Origin of the sequence: Methanomicrobium mobile BP, from assembly GCF_000711215.1 — an archaeon.
Taxonomy (GTDB): domain Archaea; phylum Halobacteriota; class Methanomicrobia; order Methanomicrobiales; family Methanomicrobiaceae; genus Methanomicrobium; species Methanomicrobium mobile.
The window spans coordinates 281,299-304,591 of sequence record NZ_JOMF01000005.1; the positions used below are offsets into that span (position 1 = coordinate 281,299).

The window sequence follows — 23,293 nt, forward strand, 5'->3', positions numbered from 1 at the left end:
TGTATGATTATGAATCGGGATTAGAGGAATTTGGAGATCAATTCCTTTCCCGCATTGAGTGCATTGGATATCTGAGTCCTGTCGGATCCCACACCCTGTGCAAGTCCCGGTTTTCCGCCGCCTTTGCCGCCGAGGATGTTGCAGACCGTCTTTACGATCTCGCCCGCGTTTACATCCTTGTGTCCCGATGCGCAGACAACGTGAATACTGTCGCTTCCGGCACTGCCGCCTGCGACAAGACCTATGCCGCCGTCTTTGGCAAAGCCCGTCGCAATCGCCACAAGTTCCTTCGGTGTGGCGTCAACCTCGTGAACCGCGACCGTAACGCCGTTTATCTTCTCGCCCGTAAGCGATTTCATCTTAAGGTCGACAAGCTGCGACTGGAGGTTCTCTATGCTCTTCTTCTGATCTTTCCACTCGGTGAAGAACCTGTCCACGGATGATGGAAGGTTCTCGCGCTGGACACTGAGCGTATCGGCGGACTTGTCGAGGATATCCTCGGTCTTCTGCATGTATCTTATTGCAGAGAGACCTGCGGCAAACTCGACCCTTTCGATACCGTCCTGGACGTGCTCTACGCGGATGATCTTGAGCGAACCTATCTCGCCCGTGCTGCGGCAGTGAGTACCTGCGCATGCCTGGACATCTCCGGCAACCTTGACGATGCGGATTGACTTACCCGGCGGAACTCCGCCCTGATAGAGATCAAAGCCGTATTTCTGCTCGGCTTTCGTCCTGTCCTCCCATTCCGTGGAGACGGGGAGGTTCGAGACTATGATATTGTTTGCGCAAAGCTCGATTCTGTTGAGTTCGTCCTGCGTGATATGTCTGAAATGGCGCAGGTCGATACGTGACGAATCGTAGCCCTTCTGAGCGCCTGCCTGATGAATGTGAGCACCGAGAACCTCTTTTGCCGCATGCAGAAGCACGTGGGTTGCGGTGTGGTGTCTCATCATGGTCTTGCGGTAATCTTCGTCGAGGATACCCTTGACATGAGTTCCGCGCTTTATTGTCGCGGCTCCGTCCTTGATTTTGTGAAGGATGACGTCGCCGAGTTTCATGGTGTCGACGATCTTGACCATGGAATCCGGCGATATCAGCTGACCGATATCCGCAGGCTGACCGCCGCCTTCGGGATAGAAGAGGGTCTGGTCCAGGATGATATAGTTGTCAAAGGAATCGATGACCATTGCATCGAATTCCATATCCGAGGTCTGCTCGTAATACATGCGGCGTGTTGCCGGAAGCGAGTTGATTCTCTGCCTGATCTCGGCATACGGGTCGGCTTTCTCCTCGCTCTCGGACTCTGAGTGAAGGTCGGCGACGAGGGAGTAGAAATTGTCGGGCAGATCAATCTCCGTGTTCTCCTCTTTTGCAATGTCTCTGACGGTTTCCGGCGGAATTCCGTGGGAATCGTAGAGAGTCATGAGCTCTTTGAGCGGGATTGCCGAGTTCTGCTTCTTGTATGTGCCCGCAATCTTCTGAACAATCCTTGTTCCGCGCTGCATCGTCTGATTGTATTTCTCAATCTCGTTGGATATGATCTCGCGGATGACGGAGGGCTCCTGCTCGAAGGACTCGATGCCGATTGTCTTCATCTGAGTCTCGATAAGGTCGTAGAGTTGTGAGTCCATGCCGATTTCGTTCATCATGCGCAGAGTTCTTCTGAGGACAAGACGTGCCAGATAACCTTCCTGCGCATTCGACGGGACGATACAGTCGCCGAGCATGTAAGCCAGACATCTTGTGTGGTCCGCGATTGCGTAGACGCGCTCGACAGGCTCCATGATTGACTGAAGTTTCTCGTAGGAGACGCCGATGTTCCTGGCGACCTCCTTTCTCATCGTGATGAGGTTTGAACCCGAGATATCCATCAGACCCGCATATTTCGCGTTCATTCCGAGAATCTTCGTAAACTCCGGCTCATCGAGGAGATGCTCGATGCCTGCCGATGCCATAAGCTGATTGACCATCTCGGGGAAGACGGCGTCGTAGATTGTCGGCGAACCCTTCGATGCCCATACGAAACGCTCCAGACCGTATCCCGTATCGACAATGTTCAAATCTATCGGATAATACGGGACTCCTTCCATATCAACCGGAGGTTTGTCGTTCTTGGTTTTGCCGTATGCCATGAAGACCAGAGTTGCGACTTCGAGACCGCCTATCATGACCTCGACACTGGGACCTGCGTTTCCGCCGCCTATCCACGGGTGTTCGAGGTATGTGACGTCGTTGAGGTTGCCGCCGATGGACTCGATGAACTTATCGCAGAGCTCCACGGTTCTGTCTTTCCAGTATATCTGCTCGTTGTCCGAGTTGAAGGCGTGGTGCGCCATCATCTCGAATGTAGTGAGATGTCTGCCCGAGCGTCCGACCGAATCCAGATCATTCAGTCTGATGCAGGGCTGCGATATGGTGAGCGGGTTTGCCGGCGGCGGAACGGTGCCGCTTGTGACAAAGGGCTGGAAGTTTGCTATTGATGCTATTGTCAGGTAGATGTCGTCTCTCCATCTTGCCGCTACAGGGTATCTTTTGATTCGGGTATGCCCTTCTTTTTCAAAGAAGGAGAGGTATGCCTCACGCATTTCACTGAGTGAATGAGGCTTGAATACCGGATCACCGATAAAACTGTAAGGTACGCAGGGTGCGTCGCCGCAGACCTCACGGCTCGGATCCCTTGTCCAGAATGCCGTTCCGCATTTCTTACAGATTTTTCTTACCAGACCCTGTGATTTGAAGTAATCAAGTTGATATTCTTCTTCAAGCATAGGAAACCACGCTGTAATCTTAGTTACGTTAGCTTTGAAATCGTATTATAGTTTGCATTAGAAAATAGGATTTTATTCAAATTTGTTTCGTTTTTGATCGTTTTGACAAACGATTGTTTACTGTTTGCCGCTCTCAGACTCGGGATTGTTTTTCAGCAGTCTGTCAAGGTACCATTCGTCAATGCAGGTGTAATCGCCCGAATATTTGGCTATCCTTACGGCAAGTATATGCCAGCACTCGATCTGCCGGAATGCAAAGTCCTGGCAGGTGCAGAAGTCGTCAACCACCACGTATTCGCCGGTATTCCCTTTGACGACGAAGAAATCCAGATACTTATAGACCCTGCCTTCTTCAACGGCGGTAAGTGCGTTATCGGCTTTTTTGCCGTAGATTGAACGGATATCCTCGCATCTCTGGGCGTCGAGTTTTATGCGGTAGGTTACTTTTCCCGTATCCTTTCCGCAATCTTTCCCGTGATCCTTTTCCGTATGCTTTACGGTATCCTTATCCGTATTCTTTCCGGTATCCGAATCTTTACTGCCGTCGGTCATTTTTCCTGTTTTGTCGGATTATTCTGTCGGATTCTCGGGGGATTATTGTCGTGCCCCTTATTTCCCCTTATATGTCGTGCCTCTGCGGTCTGTCTTCTATGAATGTCCAGCCCATCTTTTCGGCAAGTTTCTTCATGCCGATTGACTCAAGGTCATAGTGCGTCGACTCCGCAAGGATAATGTCCTGCGATATTATGGTGTCATGCTTCAGTTCCGCGGACAAAAAGACATCCGCACCCGCTTCCTTTGCCTCTTCGATAAGTTCGGCGTCAAATCCGCTTCCTCCCACGACGGCGAGTCTGAACGTTTTTCCTTCGGACTTACCGCCTTCTGACCTGCTTTTCTCAAGTCTGCCGATATCCCCGTAGACTCTCATACTGCCGCCGAGTTTCTGCGAGATCTCCTTAAGACTCATTGTGCAGTCTCCGATGACGCCGAGCGACATATATTCGATATTTTTCAGTTCCAGGAATTCTCCGAGCGCATCGTTGATTCCGCCGCGCGCGTGGTCGAAATTCGTGTGCATGGAGTAGATATTCATCTCCGATTTGAATGCCGGCAGAAAAATATCCTTTTTCAGACCCGTTATCCTGTGAACGGCATGCCATATCGGGGGATGATGGACGACCAGTATGTCGGCGCCTGACTCCGCCGCTTTCGTGACCGTATATTTTGTGGCGTCAAGTGCGCATGCGGCACGTGTAATCTCCCTTTTCCCCTCGATCACGAGCCCTATCTTGCCGTCGTCCATATCCTCGGCGATCTCCGGCGGTGCTATGTCCTCCAATCTCCTGATAAAATCCGTTAGATCCATGATTATCCATTGGTTTGACTGTAATATAATAGTCATCCAACAGTCATCCTACACCCCCTCCGGACGTCATTCAATATTCATTCGGTATCCGTCCCGTACCCGTCGCGGGACGCGTTTTGTGCGCGTTAAACAAATAACACTGTGATTCACAGCATTACTCACAATCATAAAAGTTAGCTATAAATATTACAATTGTTGAATTATTTTGTATGACAAAAACCATCGAAGAGATTAATGAAAAAATCCTCAATGGTTCCGCAAGGGTTGTCACGGCAGAAGAAATGCCGTCAATTGTTGCCGAACTCGGTGAGGAAGGTGCGTTAAAGGAAGTAGATGTCGTTACGACAGGTACTTTCGGAGCAATGTGTTCATCGGGTGCCTTCTTTAACTTCGGGCACGCCGATCCGCCGATCCGAATGGAGAGAGCCTGGATTAACGACGTCGAAATGTATGCAGGTCTCGCAGCCGTCGATGCATACCTTGGCGCAACCCAGGAATCCGTCACGCGCGGCATCAACTACGGCGGTGCACACGTAATCGAGGATTTAATCAGCGGCAAGACCGTTGAGATCAGGGCACAGGCAAAAGGAACGGACTGTTACCCGAGAAAGTCGATTGAGAACGAGTTGCTTCTGGAGGACTTCAACCAGGCAATCATGTGCAACCCGAGAAACTCGTATCAGAGGTATGCGGCGGCAACGAACTCGACTGACCGCACAATCCACACATACATGGGCGCACTCCTCCCCGGATGCGGCAATGTAAGTTACTCGGGTGCGGGCTGTCTCTCGCCGTTAATCAACGATCCGAAACTGAAGTGCACGGGAAGCGGTGTTCCGATATTCCTCGGCGGCGCTCAGGGTATGATCGTCGGACCCGGTACGCAGAACTCCCCGGGAACACTGTTCGCAACCATCATGACGACAGGAAACCTGAAGGAGATGTCGACCGATTTCGTCAGAGCCGCAGCCATGACCGGATACGGTGTAACGCTCTATCTCGGTCTCGGAGTACCCATTCCGGTTACCGACATCGACGTCGTCAGAAACACTGCCGTCCGCGATGAGGATATCAAGACAAACATCGTCGATTACGGTGTCCCGAGCAGGAACAGACCGGTCCTCGCACAGGTCAGCTATGCCGACTTAAAGAGCGGCGCAGTCGAGATAAACGGCGAAGAGGTAAGGACCTCGGCACTCTCGAGTTTCAAGAAGGCAAGAGAGGTTGCAGCCGAACTCAAGTCATGGGTTGAGAGCGGAAAGCTCACGGTCAATCTGCCGACAAGGAAATCCGACCCGACAATCGTTGTAAAACCGATGAGAGAGTCCAAGCGCCCGCCGACGATCCGCGAGATCATGACCTCCAATGTCGTCAGCATCAACGAGACCGAGGACATAAAGAGCGCTGCCAAGAAACTCCTGAATGCGCAGACCAACCATCTGCCGGTCGTTAACGCAGCAGGCGGCGTTGTCGGTATCGTGACGACTTACGATATCTCAAAGGCGGTTGTCAAAGAGAACCAGGACGGCAAGGTCTCGGAGATCATGTCAAAGAACGTTGTAACGACAACACCCGACGAGGTAGTCGATATCGCGGTCATGAAACTCGAGAGGAACAAGATCAGCGCACTTCCGATTGTTGACGCCAACGGACACCTTGTCGGACTCCTGAACGCGGTTGACTTAGGAAAGCTCGTAGGTAAGAGGTGGACCAAATGAAATTACAATTAACGTTTACCAAAAAACAGGGTCGCGAGCCCGTGATTGCAAAGGTCATTCTTGCAACCGGCGCTCTCATCAATGTCGAGAAAGCATATATCGAGTCATTGTGCGGAGAAGTTCTGATTGATGTTCAGGACTCCGACGCGGAGAAAGTGTGTAGCAAATTCCGCGAACTCGGTGTGGATTACAAGAAGCTTGTCGATTCGGTCATACGTGACGAGAATGAATGTGTGGAGTGCGGTGCATGTATAAGTATATGTCCCCAGGAAGTCTTCTACTTCGATGACGACTGGAACTTACACCTTCATACCGAGAAGTGTGTGCTCTGCGGCAAGTGTACAATATCCTGTCCGCAGAGAGCATTGAAAGTGCGTGCTTAAGCGTGCTTCGTGCTTTGATGTGCCTGTGTTCAGGTGCTTAAGGCGCTTAATGTGCTTAATGTGCTTAAGGCATCTTAAGCACCAAACTTTTCCGTGAAAGTCTAACCGTCATGTTAAAACGTGCAGGTCAAAAGTGCTTATTCAGCGTATTCGATTGGTCAGAAAAAAGCCTAACAAAAATAAAAAACAAAAAAACAAAAAACAAAAAACAAAAACCCGGTGATCTGAGGAATTTATAAATCCTCAAATCTTTACTTTTATAGTGTGTTCTTATATGATTCGTGAATATTTCAAGTATAAGACGACCATTACATCCATTCTTGCCGAGGAGCAGTCCCATATCGACGCGGCAAAAGAAGCCATGGTTGCCGCAAGACAGGATGTCGAGAAGGCGATTGCCGAAGAGCCGCTGTTCGGCGCCACTCTTACCCCCATGGACGATATTCTTCTGAAGTCCGATATCTTTGAGAGTTCCGTGACGCTGAAACGTATGATTGCGGCATCCGAGCGCTCGTTTACGGGACCCATGGCCGCGGTTGCGGGAACAATCGCATGGGCGGGGGTTGAGGCAATGCGGGATGCGGGCGCAAAGTATGCGGTTATCGACAACGGCGGCGACATCGCGTATATTGCCGACCGCCCCGTAAGAATCGGGCTTTTTGCGGGCAGTTCCGAGATCAGCGGCAAATACGCATTTATTCTGCCGGCGACCGACGAGATCTACGGCGTCTGCACATCTTCGGCAACGGTAGGTCCGTCCATATCATTCGGCGTCTTCGATTCCGTGACCGTATTCTCGCCGGATGTCTCGCTTGCGGATGCCTGGGCAACGGCGGCATGCAACGAGTTTCTGCCGGTCGCCGATCCCGATGCCGATGAGAAGAACGCGAAACTTCTCGAGCGCTTTACCCGCGGCGGTGCCGAAGGTATCTTTGCGGTCTGCGGCGGCACGGTCATAAGATCGGGAAAGATCCCCGAGATTGTCCCCGCCGCCGTTGATGAAAAACTGATCACCTTCGCATAAATTTCATATTTTTGCAGTTTTTGCTCTGCGAGCCTTTTTTTGTTTTGCGATTTTGTCGGAAAGCCGTGACCTGTCCTCGCTTCGTTTTTCATCGCGGGCAATCGTTTCATTACGGGAAATTGACAAATAACATATGATATTATATGGACGCATTGCAGAAGAGGAGACTTTACGGCGCAATCACGGGTCACGCCTTAATCGATCTTTATACTCCTATTCTGCCGATAATGCTTCCCGCGCTCATATCCTCGATGGGTCTGTCGTATTTCCTTGCGGGGCTCATCGTAACCGTATTCAATGTCGTATCCTCGGTAACGCAGCCTTTTGTAGGTCTTTACAGCGACAGACACGACTGGAGACCGAGCACGGCGCTCTGCGTTTTCATAGGCTCGGTGGGTATATGTCTGGTTGCGCTGACCGGCAATTATGCGGCGATAATCTGCCTTGTTACCGGCGCTGCCATAGGTCATGCCCTCTTCCATCCGACAGCGATGAATCATGTCTTCCGCGTCTGCCCGCCGCATAAACTCGGTCTGTATAACTCGATTTTTACCACGAGCGGCAGTATAAGCTATGCGCTGGGCCCGCTGATTGCGGGTGCGATGATATCCTTCTGGGGTCTTCCGAGCATTATCTGGCTGGTTATCCCGGGAATTGTCGGTTCCGCATGGCTCTATCGCGGTGAAAGACTTGCAAGGACTCAAACGCCGGATACCGCCGTTAAGGAAACGCCGCGTGTGAAGCGCGTCAAAAAGACGGGCAGATACTGGTGGCTTCCCGCGGGTCTTGTCGTCACCATCTGCTCGCTTCGCGCATGGGGATATACGAGTATGGTGACATATCTCCCGACGCTCCTTATTCTCGGAAACGGCGGCTTTACAACCCTTGAAACCTCGGTAATAGTCACCGTCATGCTTCTCTGCGGCGTCGTCGGTCAGGTCGCGGGCGGCGTCCTCTCGGACAGATACGGTCGCAAAAAGATGCTTGTATTCGGTCTTGTCTCGGCATTGCCGTTCTTCTGCGCGATATTCCTCTTCACGGGTCCGCTCATGTATATCGGCATCTTCTCGTATGCGTTCTTTGCGTCGTTCTGCTACGTGACCTCGGTCACCATGACCCAGGAGCTTCTCCCCGGCAGTGTCAGTTTCGCATCGGGGCTTACGCTGGGATTTTCTATGGGTGTCGGCGGCATAGGCGCGGCGCTCACGGGCTATATGGCGGATTCGATGGGCTCGCTTACGGACGCGATGTTCCTGATGATAATCCCCATCGCCGCCTGCCCGATTATTGCACTCTTTGTGAGATACCGCGAGGATGACGAAGAGGTCATGATTGATCTCAAGGTCTGAACCGGACTGAAAAAGGGCGAAAAAGGGGACTGAAAAAGGAAACTGAAAAAGGGAACCGCGGACTCACTGGAACAGGTTCTCTTTGATGAATTTTTCCGAATCGGTATAGGCATTGACGCCCGTAAATCTCTTTATCTCGATGTCGCCGTCGGTGATTAAGATAACCGGTTCGGAGTTGACGACGCCGAAGTAGATCTCGGCAAGCTCGCAGTCGTCGATATGTATCCCGTAACGCAGCGAGGTTGCGGGCTCGAGCATGAGTATGTCCTGAATCAGTTCCGGCGGTTCGAATCTGAAGTAATAGTAAAATACCTGATATGCATTGAGGAAATCCGAAACAAGAAGTTCGTTCAGGACGGCGCTGTCCTGAAGCGCAAGCAGTTCCGTCATGCGGGCCAAATCTTCATCGGCTTCGTCGAGGATGTCGTCGGCAATCTTTGCTAATGTCTCGTAATCTGTCATATCCGTGGAACTCCCTCAGTTTTGCATCCTGTAATTTCGTAATTTTGTATTTTTTAGTATTTTTGTATTTTTTCGTAATTTTGTATCTTCATAATCATCTAATTTTGTAATTTTACATTTTGTCTGACCGAATAATCATCTCTTACGCGCCGTGTCCGTCATATCCCTATGTTTTGCGGCGCACGCGCGGAATTTACCGAATCGGTCGGATTTAGTCCTATAAAATTTGCATTCATTCAATAAAATATATCCTGCATCCACCACAAATCTTTAAGAATGCGGGATGAGGACTTAGACTGGAAGATATATCATATCCTTGTTGCCGGCGAGAAATACCCCGTCCGCGAGATAATCGATATCTGCGGCGTCGAAAAAGAGGATGTCCTGAAATCACTGACAAGGCTTGAAAAAAACTGCCTGATTGAGATATATCAGGAAACTCAGGATGACGGAAGCCCTCTGGTCTGCGCGAGAGTTCTCTCTCTGCAGGAGACAATCTTTCGCAATCAGATCAGATGCGTTACAAACTCGGTTAACAGCCCCGTGATCGTCGAAAACGGCGTCATCAAAGAGAATCCGAATTATAAGAGATCTGCATGAATAAGAGATGTGTATAATGGAAGAGGTCTGTGTACTGCGAATAGGTCACCGCCCCGAACGCGATCAGCGTGTGACAACCCATGTCGGTCTGACGGGAAGAGCACTCGGAGCAAAAGGCATGTATCTTGCGGCGGACGATATCGGCGTAAAGAAGTCAATCGAAGATGTTGCCAAACGCTGGGGCGGCGATTTCTTTGTCGAGAACAATGTCTCGTGGAAGAAGTGCATAAATGACTGGAAGAAGAGCGGCGGCGTCGTTGTTCACCTTACGATGTACGGTCTGCGCCTGACCGATGTCGAGGACAAAATCCGAAACGAGAAGAAGATTCTGATAGTCGTCGGCGCCGAGAAGGTGCCCGGGGACATGTACGGGCTTGCGGACTACAATGTATCGGTTACCACGCAGCCGCATTCGGAGATATCCAGTCTGGCTCTCTGTCTGGATCATCTCTTCCAGGGAAAGACGATGAATCTGGACTTCCCAAACTCCGAGATAAAGATCCTGCCGACCGAGCACGGCAAGAGGTTCGAGACGGCGAAGCAGGACGGCGACGGTGCGGACTGAATCGGCAATGCCGAGGGCATCGGAGTGAGCATTACGGAAGAGAGTATGGCGGGAAACGGCAGAGGAAAGGTTCTTGTCGCAGGTTTTGCGACAAGGCATGTCGCGACCTCGGCACACAATGCGGGGTATGAGGTTCATTGCGTGGACAGTTTCTGCGATCTCGACCTTGCAGCGGTAACCGCGTCCCGCACGCGATTCTCGGAGCTTTCCGAGTTGCAGGGCACGGTGGAGGATGTCTGCCGCAGGATGCATTTCGATATTGTCGCGGCTACATCCTGCGCGGAGAGCCTTGATTTATCTTCGGTAGGTCAGAAGATCTGCGGAAGCGATCCCAAGGTTGCGGCATACTTCCTCGATAAGAAAAATATACAGGAATTTTTTGAGAAGAACGGCATTCCGTGCCCGAAGATCCTGCCCGAAGGCGTCTATCCCGCGATGATTAAACCATGCAACGGTGCCGGCGGGTGGAGAAACACGAAGGCGGAGACCGCCGAAGACGAGGCGCGGTGGTGCGCGATGTGGGAGAACGAGCCGTATATCCGTCAGGAGATTGTAGGCGGCATCCCCTGCAGCGTTTCCTGCATCTCCGACGGCAAAAAAGCCGTTGCCGTCTCTTTTAACGAGCAGATCCTCCGCGGCGGCAGCGACGAGAGAGCCTACGGATTTTCGGGAGCAATCACACCGATGAAACACCCTCTGGAATCCGAGATTGTGAAATGCGCCGAGAGAGCGGTCTCTTTGAGCGGCTGCGTCGGATCGGTCGGTGTGGATTTCATGGCGGCGGATGACAGGTTTTGGGCAATCGAGATAAATCCGCGTTTTCAGGCGACAATGGATGTTGTCGAGAGATCGCGGGGCATAAACCTCTTTCAGGCGCATGTGGACGCATCCCGCGGCATACTGCCGCACGCATACACGGGAGAATACCTGCAGTATGCGGCGCGTAAGGTTATCTTTGCACCCCGCGATATGACCGTGAAGGACGATCTCTCGAAATGCGGCGCGGATATCGCGGATATTCCCGCTTTGGGCACAAAAATCGAGGAAGGCGGCGCCGTTATGAGTGTATACGGTTGCGGTGCGTCAAGGGCCGATGCCCTGGAATCACTGGATAAAACTATAAGAAAAGTTGACAGATATATATGCAGATGGTAGCGCCCGAAGAAGTACTTAAAAATGAGGCTGTGCGTGCATACCTTTTCCGCATGATAGGCGAAGAGGGCATGTCACTTCTTGAGAAATTCCCTCCCGAAGGAGAGTTCAGCGACGAGGATCTCGCAGAATCAACGTCCATCAACCTCAACGCGGTAAGACATACGCTTTATACCCTGTACGGCAAGCGTCTTGCGGAATACCGCAGAATAAAGAATTCGGAGACCGGATGGCTTACATATCTCTGGGTTTTGCGGCTGGACAACATCGACAACTGTCTTACTGAGGATACCGAAGCGGTTCTTGAGATTCTTCAGGCACGTGAAGAATACGAATCGATGAACGATTTCTATATCTGCCCGCAGTGCGGTCTCAGATACACGTTCGACGAGGCATTGAACCGCGATTTCATCTGTCAGAACTGCGATCAGAAGATGGATCACTTCGACAACGATCTTCTCTCCGAGGCCTTAAGGCGCCGCGTTGACAGGATTAAAGAGAATCTGGGCAAGTTTGACTGATTGCCGGCAGATCTTAAAATACATTTTTGGGGTTTTATCCTGATATCCAAAAAATATTCTTTGGATGAGCTTACGGGTTTTTTGAAGGACGCCGGTTGCAGCGAGAGAGTTATCGAGCACTGTCTTGCCGTGCGCAATCTTTCGGTCAGGTATGCCTGTGAGATACCCGATGCCGATCCGAATCTTGTCGAGGCGGGCGCGGTTCTTCACGATATCGGGCGCTCGGTGACGCACGATATCTCGCATGCCCAGGTCGGCGCGGATATCTGCCGCAAACTCGGTTTTTCCGAGGATATATGCCTGATTGTCGAGCGGCATATCGGCGCGGGGCTTCCCGCCGCAGAGTGCGCGGAATACGGTCTGGATGCGCATGACTGTATTCCCCTGACGCTTGAGGAGAAGATTGTAGCTCACTGCGATAATCTCGTGAAGGGCGCGGATGTAATCACAATCGGCGAGAGGATGAGTCTTGCCCTGAAATCGGGTCTGAGAACCGAGGCACGTGAGCGGATTGCAAGACTTTCGGATGAAATTGAAGGTCTGAGAACACTCCGTTCCGAAAAAAAGCAATAAATTTAAATTTCCTGTTGAAAAATCCGATAATTTGTTGAAAAATTCAAAAATTACAGGACTATTTTTCTTACCTGCGGCAGCGCTCTGAGTTCTTCGTATACCGCGGCGGGCATGGACTTTTCCACGATTATTACGAGTCTCGGGTCTTCGGAGAGCTGCGGGTCGGTCACGAAGATCTGGCGTATCGAGAGGTTGTGGCGCGTAAGAACTTCTATGGCGGCGCCGACGATTCCTTTTTCCCCAGCATCCTTCGGGTAGATTGTGATGACCGCAAAATTGAGTTTGTCGGCGATTTCGGTGATATCCGGCGTTGCACGCATGTTTAAGAAGATCTCGCGCACGAGCGGGGTTTCGAGTATGCGTTTTGCGGTTGCGTCAACGACGCGCCTGTCGGTGCCGGTCGCTTTCCCCAGATGTGTCGCGGGAATTTCTATGCCGTTACAGATTATCTTGCCGTTTTCGTTGATTCCGAATCCGTTCTCAAGAAGGAATTTGACTACTTTTGTCTGCGACGGAGAATCCGAGAATATTTTCAGTATTGATGCCCACATATGAATAGTATTTCATCTGTGAACATATATGTTCTTTCACGCCGTTATGCGGCGTCATGTGATATTCGGATCGTAATCTATTTTAATTAATAGATCATTCTTATTAGAGTCAAACGGGCGAGGGTTGCCGAGCCAGGTCAAAGGCGCAAGGTTGAGGGCCTTGTTACGTAGGTATTCGAGGGTTCGAATCCCTTCCCTCGCATTGCATCGTTTTTTCGAGTTTTTCCGATTGTTAACTGTCACTTTTACGATTATATACGGGCATTTCAACATATATGGGTATTTTGAGTGTTTTTCAGTTAAAAGCGGCATATTGTATGCCCGCAAAAAAGTATGATGTTTTGAGATAATCGCGCGTCCGGCGCGTTTATGATTTATTTTATTTCTTTTATTTCATTTATTTCTTCTATTTACTTGCGTGCGTGATGATGTGGCGCAGCTCTTTGATGATTATCTCGTTCATTGCGAGTTTTACCGCGCCGGTCGATCCCGGGATACAGAAGACTGCTTTTTTGTCGATAATTCCCGCGACCGCTCTCGAGAGCAGCGCGGCGGTTCCTATGTCATCAAGGCTCTTAAGCCTGAAGATCTCGCCGAAGCCGTCCATCTTCTTCTGTAAGAGCGGCGTTATTGCCTCTATCGTGCAGTCGTCGTGCGTAATGCCCGTGCCGCCGTTTATCACAACGCAGTTGGCTTTTTCGAGTGCTTCGAGGCAGGCAGCCCGAATCCTGCTTTCATTGTCGGGAACGATTGCGTAATAGTCGACGGGTATTCCCGCGGCTTTGAAGATCGCTTTTATCTCGTCGCCGCTCTTGTCCTCTTTCTCGGTTCTCGTAGTCGAAACCGTGATGACGGCGGCATTTATCGGTATCTCCTGAATATGACTCTTGTCCATGCTAATGTATTGTCGGCGCAATCAAAAATTATTTTTGATAAGTTAACCCGCTTTCCTTCCCGCGTTTTTCTGTCCCCAGACTCTGCGGATCATGGGAAAATCTTAATTCATAAATATAAACACGTCGTATTTTTCATAATGCGGGTAAAAATTCTGCTCATTTTCATGGCAATAATCCTTATAACCGCGGCGCTGTCTTCGGGATGCACGGGGGTGCAGCTGCCGGGTCAGAGTTCGAATACAGGTAATTCCGTAACGCCGGATAACTCACAGACCCCTACCGTATCGCCTGTCGATCCGACCGAAGCAATACCCGATGAGGACGTCAACGCAGAGCCGACCGAAACACCTCTGCCTCAGAGCTATGTGACTCCGGCAACGCCGATTCCCACGGAGAATGAAAATACACTGAGATACCACATTCCGCCTCCGGAAAATGACGATGACGGATATGTGACGATATTTACCGAGAGCAAGCAGTTATCCGGCGTTACCGCTTTCGATTATTTCCTGAAGACGCCGCCGATGGTCTTCTACTATGACGCGACCGTGCCGCTCGTGAACCGCACCAAGACAGGTACGAGCGAGTTCGGCGAGAAGGAAGAGTTTACCGTGGAAGTCTCGTATCCGAGCCCTCTCTCATACTACAAGATTGTTGTCTACGACAAGGATACAAGCAAGGTTCTTGCCGAATATGTCATAGATCCGTTCACCAAGGAGAAAGACCGTGGCAGTTTCAAGTATCTTTCGCCCGGCAATCTGCATGTCGAGATCATGGGGGCAATCGCGAATGTTACCACCGAAATCGAGGTTCCCAAGAGCAATCTCGGCTGATCTCCATTTTTTCAATACTTTTTGAATATCTTCGGCATATCGTTTTTGTTTCAATTGATTACATTTTGTTTCAATTGATTACTTTTTGTTTCAATTGATTACTTATATATGTTAGAAACTCTAATTTATTTAGGCACAGGTTTTAGAACGGTTTCGGTAATCTGATGTATTATATGTCCCGATAGGGTAGTGGATATCCTGAAAGCCTGCGGAGCTTTCGACCCGGGTTCAAGTCCCGGTCGGGGCGCTTTTTGTTGTTATTTTACGATTTTAGCGAGAATTTAGCATGTTTTGCGATGCCGATGCGAGATCGAAACTGCTGTCGGATATTGACAGACTGCATACAACCGAACTCGGTGCGCTTCGAATCAGAAGAAATCTGGGGCTGAACGACGAAACCGACGCGGTTGTTTGGTGCAGAAAGAAGATACTCGACGAAAACTCCTCTGTCGAAAGAAAGGGAAAGAACTACTATGTCGGTTTCCCCGGCGGCATCATCACGGTCAACGCCGGCAGCATGACAATAATCACGGCAAAAAAGATTTGAATTAGGGGATTATTTGGCGAATATTCGGGAAATATTCGGGTATTCTCAGCCTATTTTCAGCTTATTATCAGCCTATTTTCAGCCGATTCATTTATTGCCCGTTTCACTTATTGCTTATTTGACTTTTTAATGCCGTCAACGAACTTCACTGCAAATTCGGGTCCGAAGTAGAGATGTGTGTATCCCGCAAGCACACTGCCGCAGACCAGACCGTCCATGCCGCCGTCTATCCCTTTTCCTCTGGAGAGTATATAATCGAAGCGGGCGTCGGCGTCGGCAACCGTCCTTGAGTAATGGAATTCATGTCCCCTGAATCCGAGACCCTTCCCGAGGAACGAGTTGCCGCAGGTGGTGCCGATTGAGTAGTCAAGCGCCTGAAACCTCGTATGCATTACCGATTCCGAATCCAGAAGACCCGCGGTTTTGCATGTCTTTCCGTCCGCGGTCGTGATACTTCTTCCGAGCCACATCAGACCGCCGCATTCACCGAAGACAGGGATGCCCGCGTCCGCCGCTTTCTTCAGGTCATTCCTGCACGGAGAATCCTGAAGCTTTGCAAGGTGAAGCTCGGGATAGCCGCCGCCGAAGTAATAGGCATCGGCTTTCGGAAGTCTGTCGGTCAGCGGCGAGAAGAAGAGTATCTCCGCACCCGCGGCTTTTAGGTAATCGAAATTGTCGCGGTAATAGAAGCAGAAAGCGTCATCCATTGCAATCGCAACCTTTACTGATTCCGAACCGGTTTTCGCGCCGGCATCGGCTCCCGTCGGGGTCTTCGGAACATCGCCGGCGCCGTTTGCCGCCGCTATCACGGCATCGAGGTTGCAGTGCTCTTCGATGAAGGATGCCGTATCCTTCAGTTTCGAATCTTCGCCCGCCATGAAGAGCCCGAGATGCCTGCTCTCCACCGACATCAGATCGCTCTTGGGGATCCAGCCTAGGATCGGGATATCTATCGCACCGCAGGCGCCGGCACGGTGCTTCTCGCTTCCGCCTTTCGTGAGGATAACGCCGGCAAACTTCACATCGCGGTCAAACTCCGTATAGCCCTTGACGAGCGCCGCCGCACTCCGCGACATGCCTTTGACGTCGACCACGAGGACGACGGGTGCATCAAGGATCTTTGCCACATGAGCCGTGCTTGACACCTCGCTTGCGTCAATGCCGTCGAAGAGTCCCATGACCCCCTCGATTACCGCGATATCCGCACCCTCCGATGCCGATTCAAAGGTGCGGATGAGGTTATCCTCGCCCATCATGAACGGATCGAGATTTCTCGACTGCCGTTTGCATACCGCGGTATGATGACTCGGGTCTATAAAATCGGGTCCCACCTTGAAGGGCTGAACCTTAAGACCGCGGGCTTTCAGAGCCGCCATTATTCCTGAAGCCGTAGTTGTTTTGCCGCATCCGCTGTGAGTGCCGGCAATTATGATTCTGGGTATCCTTGTCATGGGCATCCGGGTCCTGTTACTGTATCGGTATTGTTTATCTGATCATTGTTCTCCGAGTCTTTAATTCATTTGTGTCAGGGCACGTCTCATCGCAGTAAGCGCTTTTTTCTTTATCATTTTAATTTGTATTATATAACTGAAGATTGTATAGATATATATCTGTATGAGTGTGTAGCGTATGGGCGGCGGTTTTCATTTACATCTGCATAAGAAAAAATCAGAGAAGCAATCGATATTTTCCGAGGATGTCCTCGATGATCTTGCCATTTCAAGTCCGCTGCGTAAAGTGCCTGCGGCACAAAAACTGGTGCTGTGCATCGCGGCGACTGTAATTGCGGTATTGTCCCCAGTAATCTATCTCCCGTTATTTGTACTTATATCAATGATATTTGCAAGCCTCGTTCTTGCAAAAGTCCCGGTCAGGATTTACCTCTCTCTGCTTACTATACCGCTTGCTTTCGGACTTACCGGAGCCGTCGTTCTGCTCTTTGTGACAGGAGGCGGTGAGACGATATATGACTTCTTTACATTTGCCGGTTTTCACATTCAGATAACGGATAAGTCACTGAATCTTGCAATGCTGGTCCTTGCGAGGACATTTGCGGGCATGTGCTCGCTGTATTTCCTCACGGTAACAACCCCCGTGACCTCTCTCTTCAAGGTCTTAAGGGATGTTCATCTGCCGCAGGAGTTCATAGACCTTACAATGCTTATCTACCGCTATATCTTCGTCTTCATCGGCGAAGCGATAGATATCCACAATGCACAGGTAATGCGGGGGGGATATTCGACATTTAAGGACTGGATCTCGGCATTCTCAATGCTGACCTCGATGCTTTTCATACGCACGTGGGAGAAAGGCGAAGACATCTTCCTCTCGATGAATTCGCGCTGCTATGACGGAGTAATGCTGCTTCCCGAGGAGGATACGCAGACTTCCGTTAAATATGCGGTGATAATCTTTGCATATCTGAGTTTACTTGTTGTTATTCTTGCTTTGGAGATGATTTTATGAGCGATATACTTGAGTTTGATAATGTAACATATGCGTATGCCGGAAGACCGCCGTCACTGAACGGGGTCTCTTTTAAGATAGAACGCGGGAAAAAACTGGCAATTGTAGGTCCCAACGGTGCCGGAAAGACGACACTTCTCTTGATGTGCAACGGCACCCTTCAACCCGATTCGGGTACGGTTCGCGTCAACGGCGAACATATACACTATGACAAGGCGGGTCTGAGAGAGATCAGGTCAAAGGTAGGGCTTGTCTTCCAGAACTCCGACTCGCAGATATTTGCGCCCAGCGTCTATACCGATGTCGCCTTCGGTCCGGCAAATCTCCATCTCGATCCCGCCGAGATTGAGAGCCGCGTTCATGACGCCATCTTTGCCGTGGGTCTTTCGGGCTACGAGAAACGCCCGCCCCACCACCTCTCCGGCGGCGAGAAGAAGAGGGTTGCGATTGCGGGCATTCTCGCCATGAAACCCGATATTCTTGTGGCTGACGAGCCGACAGCCTCGCTTGATCCCGCGACCGCCGCCGAGATCATGGATCTGCTCGATGAGCTTCAGGAAGACGGAACGACAATCATTCTCTCGACGCACGATGTCGAACTTGCTTATTCGTGGGCGGATGAAGTCCTTTTAATTGCGGGAGGCAGAATTCTCCATCACGGCACTCCCGAGGAGGTCTTTACCGACGATTCACTGATGCTGAAAGCCAGACTTACCCCGCCGGCACTGCTTAATCTGTATACCGAGTTTGTCAAACGCGGAAAACTCGCGGATGCCAAACCTCCCAAGGGCGTGCCCGAGATGATGCATCTCATCGAAGGTTCGTATGAAGGAGTTACCGGCACAATTTATACGGTTGATACCGACAGTATCGATGAAGATGCCGTAAAAGCGATTATCGCCGAGAAGAACTGCAAGGTCGGTGCAATGGGAACACGTCCCAAGAAGAAGTGTTTCAATGCCGGAGTCAGTCTCGACTACACCTACGGTATTATCGATAAGGCGATGCTTGCCGCTCTCATAGGCGAGGATACCCTTATATTTACGTGCGGAGGCATGCTGGATCGGGTAAAGCTGAGAGTAAAGATGTTTGAAGATGCGGGAGGAGCGGCAATAAAAGTAGTCAGATTATGATTCGGGTTTGCGGAATCGCAAACGGAATGACAAACTGAATGACAAACAGAATGACAAACGGAATCACAGAAGGAATCCAAGACGGAATTCCGGACGGAATGCAAAGGACAAAGGATATTTAATTTAAATTGAGTAAAATAATATTTGTTCAGGACAGATGGAAATGAATTTGCCGGGAGGACCTACCGTCGCGGAAGTCATGGCGGTATCGCTTTTCAAACTCGGTATCCGGCAGGGTGAGATCGCCGCGGATATCGGATGCGGGACGGGTACGGTAACAAAGGAGATTGCAAAGACTGCGGGTCTTGTCTATGCGGTTGATGCACGCGAAGAAGCGTGCAGAATCACGGAAGAGACCCGAAAGAACTGCGGTGCGGAAAACATCGAGATATTCCACGGAGAAGCCCTCGATTTTCTTGCGGCGTCGCACAAGAGGATAGACTGCGCATTTCTCGGCGGAAGCCGCGACATCGAAAAAGTCCTTGAGATGCTTGTATCGCAGGGTGTCCGCAGTATCGTGGTCAATGCCGTCCTTATCGAGACTGCCGTATCCGCAATCAATAAGATGAAGGAGCTGGGTATCTTTTGCGAGGCCGTTCACCTTCAGGTCTCAAGGTCGTACGAGCTTACGGGAAGAACCATGTTTAAACCGAATAATCCCATTTACATAATTCACGGAGAGAGAAAATGCTGACAGCAATAGGCTTAGGACCCGGAGATCCGGAACTTCTGACTCTGAGAGCGGTAAGAGCTTTAAAAGAGGCGGATACGGTTTTCGTCCCCGGCGGTATCGCTTTCGAACTTGTAAAACCGTATGCAAAGAATATCGTGACACTTGATTTCCCCATGACAAGGGACGAATCTGTGATCTCGGAGTGCATGAGGCAGAATGCCGAGAAGATTCTTCCGGCGGCAAAGTCGGGCAGTGCGGTCTTCGGTCTTATCGGAGATCCCAACTTCTATTCGACTTTCTCAAGGCTTGCAAACGCGGTTCGTGAACATTATCCCGAGCTTGAGGTCGAGACAATCCCCGGAATCAGTTCGATAACGGCGTTTGCCTCGCATGCGAAGATAGCCGTAAACGGCGCCTTTACGGTCACGGACGGTCCCGCGGATCCTTCGGTAAAGATCATGATGAAGGTCACGAAACCCAAAGTCAGGGAGGCGGAGCTTCGCAAAGAAGGGTTCAATGACTTCGTTCTGGTCGAGAGGATGTATATGGACGGCGAGACGGTCTACAAAGGCGAGATGCCCGAGAAGACGAACTATTTCAGCATAATGGCAGCGAGGAAACTATGACTGCCGTGACGGATATGACGGATATGAAGGACATGAAAGAGAAGATTTACTATATTGTCGGCGCCGGCTGCGGAGATCCCGAGTTTATCACGGTAAAGGGAGAGAAACTCCTGAAATCCGCCGAAGTTCTCATCTATGCGGGTTCGCTCGTAAATCCCGAACTCGTCAAGAAGTCGCCCGCGGAGGTCAAGCTGAACTCGTGGGGCATGAAGCTTGAAGAGATCTGCGCCGAGATTGAGAAAGGAGTTCTTGCCGGCAAAAAAGTCGTGAGGCTTCACTCGGGAGATCCGTCAATCTACGGCTCAATCGTAGAGCAGATGGCAGTTCTCGAGGCGAAAGGTATTCATGCGCAGATTGTGCCGGGCGTCTCGTCGATGTTCGGTGCGGCGGCGGCTCTTCAGACCGAGTATACCCTCCGCGGTGTCTCGGAGTCGGTTATCGTTACGCGTTCGGCGGGTGATACCCTGGAAAAGGATGCGATTGCCGAGCTTTCGGCGCATAAGACCAGCATGGTGATCTTCCTCTCGACCTCGGAGATAGATAATGTCATGAAGAAACTTCAGCACGGCAGGGATACGCCGGTCGCCGTTATCTATCATGTCTCGTGGCCCGATCAGAAGATCATCCGCGGAACAATCGAGACCATAGCCGAGAAGGTGCATGCGGCGGGAATCGAGCGTTCGGCGCTTATCATCGTCGGAAACGCCGTAAACGGAATAAATGCGAAATATACGAACTCACACCTTTACGGTTGAACCTGCCGATGAAGTGCACAGTTGTTACTCTGCCGCGGTTTGAAGAAGCGGGAAAGAAGGTCGCGGATTTTCTCGATGCCGAGCTTATGCTCTATCGTGAGAACATCTTCGGCGATATCTACGGGGATGCCGACTGTATAGTGGCGATAATGTCCGCGGGTATTGCCGTAAGAGGCTGTGCGCCTTATCTTACGGATAAATGGCACGATGCGGCGGTTGTCGTGGTCACCCCCGACCTCTCGTATGCAATCCCCGTTATCGGCGGTCACCACGGCGCAAACGACTGCGCAAAGCGGCTTGCGGGTCTTGGGATAACGCCGGTTATCTCGACGGCAACCGAGGTCATGGGCAGGAAGTCGGTTGAGGAGATTGCCAAATCGGAGAACCTTACCGTCGTCAACAGGTCCTCGACAAGGAAGGTCAACGGCGCCATTCTCGATTCCGATGTCCCGATTCTCAGAGTAAATCCGCCGAAGGTAATCGTGGCAAATCCCGGGGTCTCCGTCCTCGTAAACGATTCAAAGTATGTCATAGGAATAGGATGCAGACTGGGGACGACCGAGGATGAGGTAATTTCGGCAGTCCGTGAAGGCTGTAAGAAGGCGGGAATTTCCGTGGACGATGCGAAGATATTTGCAACGACGATAAAGAAATTCCACGAGGAGGGTCTGAAGACTGCCGCCGAAAAACTCAATGCCAATCTGATATTCCTCGATGACGAGACGATAAATTCGCAGATGCCTCCCTCGAAGTCGTGTGCCGAGAGGCTGGGGCTCTGCGGTGTCTCCGAGCCGTGCGCCATGTCGGTATCGCATGAGGGCGTATTGATCCTTGAGAAGACCGTCTACGGACGGGTAACGATTGCAATCGCAAAATAAAAGATTAACTGGTGATATAATGGGAACACTTTGGATAGTCAGTTCTGGTCCCGGATCTGCTGCACAGCTGACTCCGGCGGCAACGGAAGCGGTGAAATCCGCGGATATAATCATAGGAAACGCATTTTACCTTGAGTTGATGGGCGACATCATCGCCAGAAAGAAGGTAATCTACAGTTCCATGGGTAAAGAGGTCGACCGTGCAAAAGAGGCGGCGGAGCTTGCCGCAAACAACAACGTCGTCATGATCTCGGGCGGAGATGCGGGCGTATACGGTATGGCAAGCATCGTACTCGAGGTCGTGGAGAGGGAGTTTCCGAAGCAGGAGGTCATTGTTCTCCCCGGAGTTACGGCGGCAACGGCGGCGGCATCCCGCTTAGGCTCTCCGCTCTCGGGAGATTACGTTACCTTAAGTCTCTCCGACCTGCTTACTCCGTGGGAGGTTATCGAAAAGAGGCTTGATCTAGCATTCCAAATGGGAACGCCGGTTGCCCTTTACAACCCGAAAAGTAACGGAAGACCGCAAAATCTCTCAAAAGCTCTTGCAATCGCTCTTAAACACCGTGACGGTTCGACCCCCGTCGGCATAGTCAAAAATGTTTTTCGCGATGGCGAGACTAAATGTATAACTACACTCAAAGAACTTGCCGAGGATGACGGGTTCGTGGATATGCATTCGATCCTGATAATCGGAGGAGAGGAGACAAGAATTTGGAAGGAGAACGAAAATGTCAGAGGAATCATTACACCCAGAGGATATCACAGAAAATATGTATACTGATATCGGCGCGGATACACCCGAAGGTTTCTCCATCTCTTCAAGGAGCCGGGAACTTGCCAGAAAGATGGTTGGTAACGAGACGCCGGAGGACAGAATTCGTCAGAGATGCTCGATTGCGGTCGGCGACTGGGCGATGGCGGATCTCATGAGGTTTCAGAACAGTCCCGTGGAGGCGGGACTTAAAGCCCTGGAGAACGGTGCCGATATCTTTACCGATATAAGAATGGTCTCGATGGGTATCCAGAAGAGAGGTCATTCGTCAAAGGTTGAGTGCGCACTGGATTACGGAGCGGAGATCTCGAGCGCCAAGGGTATTACAAGGAGTTCCGCGGGATTTATCGCGCTTAAGGACAGGCTTGAAGGCTCGATTGTCGTAATCGGCAATGCGCCGTCGGCTCTTATCACGGTCTGCGAGTTCATAGACAAGGGCATTATTCCCGCACTTGTCATAGGAACGCCGGTCGGTTTCGTGAACGCTGCCGAATCCAAGGAGCTTTTAAGGACGAAGACGAATGTATCGGCTGTCTCCAATGAGGGCACACGCGGCGGAACTCCGGTGGCTGTCGCATCGCTCAACGAGATTATCACCATGTATGCCGAGAAGCATTGAACGGCGTGGTTCGGCGTTGAACCGGCATTGAACCGGCGTTGAAGAGCGCCGCATTATTGA

General features: G+C 50.9%; 26 protein-coding genes and 2 tRNA genes. 21 read left to right on the forward strand and 7 right to left on the reverse strand.

The window, feature by feature from the left end; translation table 11 throughout:
• Window positions 1–20 precede the first annotated feature (20 nt).
• The 3 genes from alaS to T502_RS03675 all read right to left on the reverse strand — a co-directional run bounded on the left by alaS (window position 21) and on the right by T502_RS03675 (window position 4,173).
• Window positions 21–2,771, reverse strand: coding sequence for an alanine--tRNA ligase (alaS, locus tag T502_RS03665; protein ID WP_042705745.1), 2,751 nt, complete (start codon window positions 2,769–2,771; stop codon window positions 21–23).
• Window positions 2,772–2,888: 117 nt separating this feature from the next.
• Entirely contained in the window at window positions 2,889–3,323 is a 435-nt protein-coding gene (locus T502_RS03670) for an SWIM zinc finger family protein (protein ID WP_084173018.1), read from the reverse strand.
• Between the two features lie 67 nt (window positions 3,324–3,390).
• A complete protein-coding gene (locus tag T502_RS03675) occupies window positions 3,391–4,173 on the reverse strand; it encodes a Nif3-like dinuclear metal center hexameric protein (protein WP_342665736.1) in 783 nt (260 codons plus the stop codon).
• Window positions 4,174–4,346: 173 nt separating this feature from the next.
• Here T502_RS03675 and T502_RS03680 point away from each other — a divergent pair, with 173 nt between their 5' ends.
• The 4 genes from T502_RS03680 (at window position 4,347) to T502_RS03695 (ending at window position 8,611) form a co-directional block, all read left to right on the forward strand.
• The gene (locus tag T502_RS03680; RefSeq protein WP_042705747.1) at window positions 4,347–5,855 is read left to right on the forward strand and encodes a homocysteine biosynthesis protein; all 1,509 of its coding nucleotides are present in this window, start codon (window positions 4,347–4,349) and stop codon (window positions 5,853–5,855) included.
• The gene (locus T502_RS03685) at window positions 5,852–6,238 is read left to right on the forward strand and encodes a 4Fe-4S binding protein (protein WP_042705748.1); all 387 of its coding nucleotides are present in this window, start codon (window positions 5,852–5,854) and stop codon (window positions 6,236–6,238) included. The genes T502_RS03680 and T502_RS03685 overlap by 4 nt, the downstream gene beginning before the upstream one ends.
• A 274-nt stretch (window positions 6,239–6,512) precedes the next feature.
• Window positions 6,513–7,262, forward strand: coding sequence for a UPF0280 family protein (locus T502_RS03690; RefSeq protein WP_042705750.1), 750 nt, complete (start codon window positions 6,513–6,515; stop codon window positions 7,260–7,262).
• A gap of 143 nt (window positions 7,263–7,405) precedes the next feature.
• Window positions 7,406–8,611: an MFS transporter gene (locus T502_RS03695; protein WP_052359133.1), complete on the forward strand. Its 1,206-nt coding sequence runs from the start codon at window positions 7,406–7,408 to the stop codon at window positions 8,609–8,611.
• Window positions 8,612–8,674: 63 nt separating this feature from the next.
• Here the strand turns inward: T502_RS03695 and T502_RS03700 are convergent, their stop codons facing one another.
• Window positions 8,675–9,073 carry a hypothetical protein gene (locus T502_RS03700; protein WP_042705751.1) on the reverse strand — a complete coding sequence of 133 codons (399 nt, stop codon included), beginning with the start codon at window positions 9,071–9,073 and terminating at the stop codon, window positions 8,675–8,677.
• 276 nt (window positions 9,074–9,349) lie between these two features.
• On the opposite strand from T502_RS03700, the gene T502_RS03705 reads away from it, so the two are divergent.
• The 5 genes from T502_RS03705 (at window position 9,350) to T502_RS03725 (ending at window position 12,484) form a co-directional block, all read left to right on the forward strand.
• Window positions 9,350–9,673 carry a hypothetical protein gene (locus T502_RS03705; RefSeq protein ID WP_042705752.1) on the forward strand — a complete coding sequence of 108 codons (324 nt, stop codon included), beginning with the start codon at window positions 9,350–9,352 and terminating at the stop codon, window positions 9,671–9,673.
• Window positions 9,674–9,689: 16 nt separating this feature from the next.
• Complete coding sequence (locus T502_RS03710) at window positions 9,690–10,238, forward strand: tRNA (cytidine(56)-2'-O)-methyltransferase (protein ID WP_042705869.1); 549 nt, start codon at window positions 9,690–9,692, stop codon at window positions 10,236–10,238.
• Between the two features lie 24 nt (window positions 10,239–10,262).
• Window positions 10,263–11,393: an ATP-grasp domain-containing protein gene (locus tag T502_RS03715; RefSeq protein ID WP_245597752.1), complete on the forward strand. Its 1,131-nt coding sequence runs from the start codon at window positions 10,263–10,265 to the stop codon at window positions 11,391–11,393.
• Window positions 11,387–11,911, forward strand: coding sequence for a transcription factor (locus T502_RS03720; RefSeq protein WP_042705870.1), 525 nt, complete (start codon window positions 11,387–11,389; stop codon window positions 11,909–11,911). The genes T502_RS03715 and T502_RS03720 overlap by 7 nt, the downstream gene beginning before the upstream one ends.
• A gap of 81 nt (window positions 11,912–11,992) precedes the next feature.
• Window positions 11,993–12,484, forward strand: a complete 492-nt coding sequence (locus T502_RS03725; protein WP_245597753.1) for an HDIG domain-containing metalloprotein — start codon at window positions 11,993–11,995, stop codon at window positions 12,482–12,484.
• Window positions 12,485–12,534: 50 nt separating this feature from the next.
• On the opposite strand, the gene T502_RS03730 is transcribed toward T502_RS03725, so the two are convergent.
• Window positions 12,535–13,035, reverse strand: coding sequence for a regulator of amino acid metabolism, contains ACT domain protein (locus T502_RS03730; protein ID WP_042705754.1), 501 nt, complete (start codon window positions 13,033–13,035; stop codon window positions 12,535–12,537).
• A 117-nt stretch (window positions 13,036–13,152) separates the two neighbouring features.
• On the opposite strand from T502_RS03730, the gene T502_RS03735 reads away from it, so the two are divergent.
• Window positions 13,153–13,237: transfer RNA gene (locus tag T502_RS03735), tRNA-Leu, on the forward strand.
• Between the two features lie 204 nt (window positions 13,238–13,441).
• Here T502_RS03735 and T502_RS03740 read toward each other — a convergent pair.
• Window positions 13,442–13,930 (reverse strand): MogA/MoaB family molybdenum cofactor biosynthesis protein, encoded by a 489-nt coding sequence (locus T502_RS03740; protein WP_042705755.1) that lies wholly within the window; start codon window positions 13,928–13,930, stop codon window positions 13,442–13,444.
• Window positions 13,931–14,095: 165 nt separating this feature from the next.
• Between T502_RS03740 and T502_RS03745 the strand changes: the two genes are divergently transcribed.
• From T502_RS03745 to T502_RS03755, 3 genes are all read left to right on the forward strand, one after another.
• Window positions 14,096–14,764, forward strand: coding sequence for a hypothetical protein (locus T502_RS03745; protein ID WP_042705756.1), 669 nt, complete (start codon window positions 14,096–14,098; stop codon window positions 14,762–14,764).
• Between the two features lie 175 nt (window positions 14,765–14,939).
• A tRNA-Arg gene (locus T502_RS03750) sits at window positions 14,940–15,011 on the forward strand.
• A gap of 39 nt (window positions 15,012–15,050) precedes the next feature.
• Window positions 15,051–15,311: a DUF3781 domain-containing protein gene (locus T502_RS03755; protein WP_042705757.1), complete on the forward strand. Its 261-nt coding sequence runs from the start codon at window positions 15,051–15,053 to the stop codon at window positions 15,309–15,311.
• Window positions 15,312–15,418: 107 nt separating this feature from the next.
• Here the strand turns inward: T502_RS03755 and T502_RS03760 are convergent, their stop codons facing one another.
• The gene (locus tag T502_RS03760; protein ID WP_042705872.1) at window positions 15,419–16,762 is read right to left on the reverse strand and encodes a cobyrinate a,c-diamide synthase; all 1,344 of its coding nucleotides are present in this window, start codon (window positions 16,760–16,762) and stop codon (window positions 15,419–15,421) included.
• A gap of 178 nt (window positions 16,763–16,940) precedes the next feature.
• On the opposite strand from T502_RS03760, the gene cbiQ reads away from it, so the two are divergent.
• The 8 genes from cbiQ to T502_RS03800 all read left to right on the forward strand — a co-directional run bounded on the left by cbiQ (window position 16,941) and on the right by T502_RS03800 (window position 23,233).
• The gene (gene cbiQ, locus T502_RS03765; RefSeq protein ID WP_052359134.1) at window positions 16,941–17,777 is read left to right on the forward strand and encodes a cobalt ECF transporter T component CbiQ; all 837 of its coding nucleotides are present in this window, start codon (window positions 16,941–16,943) and stop codon (window positions 17,775–17,777) included.
• A complete protein-coding gene (locus T502_RS03770) occupies window positions 17,774–18,910 on the forward strand; it encodes an energy-coupling factor ABC transporter ATP-binding protein (protein WP_042705758.1) in 1,137 nt (378 codons plus the stop codon). The genes cbiQ and T502_RS03770 overlap by 4 nt, the downstream gene beginning before the upstream one ends.
• Before the next feature lie 163 nt (window positions 18,911–19,073).
• The gene (locus T502_RS03775; RefSeq protein WP_042705874.1) at window positions 19,074–19,604 is read left to right on the forward strand and encodes a bifunctional cobalt-precorrin-7 (C(5))-methyltransferase/cobalt-precorrin-6B (C(15))-methyltransferase; all 531 of its coding nucleotides are present in this window, start codon (window positions 19,074–19,076) and stop codon (window positions 19,602–19,604) included.
• Complete coding sequence (locus tag T502_RS03780) at window positions 19,598–20,209, forward strand: cobalt-factor II C(20)-methyltransferase (protein ID WP_042705759.1); 612 nt, start codon at window positions 19,598–19,600, stop codon at window positions 20,207–20,209. Before T502_RS03775 ends, T502_RS03780 begins: the two co-directional genes overlap by 7 nt.
• The gene (gene cobM, locus T502_RS03785) at window positions 20,206–20,964 is read left to right on the forward strand and encodes a precorrin-4 C(11)-methyltransferase (RefSeq protein WP_245597754.1); all 759 of its coding nucleotides are present in this window, start codon (window positions 20,206–20,208) and stop codon (window positions 20,962–20,964) included. The genes T502_RS03780 and cobM overlap by 4 nt, the downstream gene beginning before the upstream one ends.
• An 8-nt stretch (window positions 20,965–20,972) precedes the next feature.
• Window positions 20,973–21,842 carry a cobalt-precorrin 5A hydrolase gene (gene cbiG, locus T502_RS03790; protein WP_042705760.1) on the forward strand — a complete coding sequence of 290 codons (870 nt, stop codon included), beginning with the start codon at window positions 20,973–20,975 and terminating at the stop codon, window positions 21,840–21,842.
• Between the two features lie 19 nt (window positions 21,843–21,861).
• A complete protein-coding gene (gene cobJ, locus T502_RS03795) occupies window positions 21,862–22,623 on the forward strand; it encodes a precorrin-3B C(17)-methyltransferase (protein ID WP_042705761.1) in 762 nt (253 codons plus the stop codon).
• A complete protein-coding gene (locus T502_RS03800; RefSeq protein WP_042705762.1) occupies window positions 22,571–23,233 on the forward strand; it encodes a precorrin-8X methylmutase in 663 nt (220 codons plus the stop codon). Before cobJ ends, T502_RS03800 begins: the two co-directional genes overlap by 53 nt.
• The last annotated feature ends 60 nt before the right edge of the window (window positions 23,234–23,293 follow it).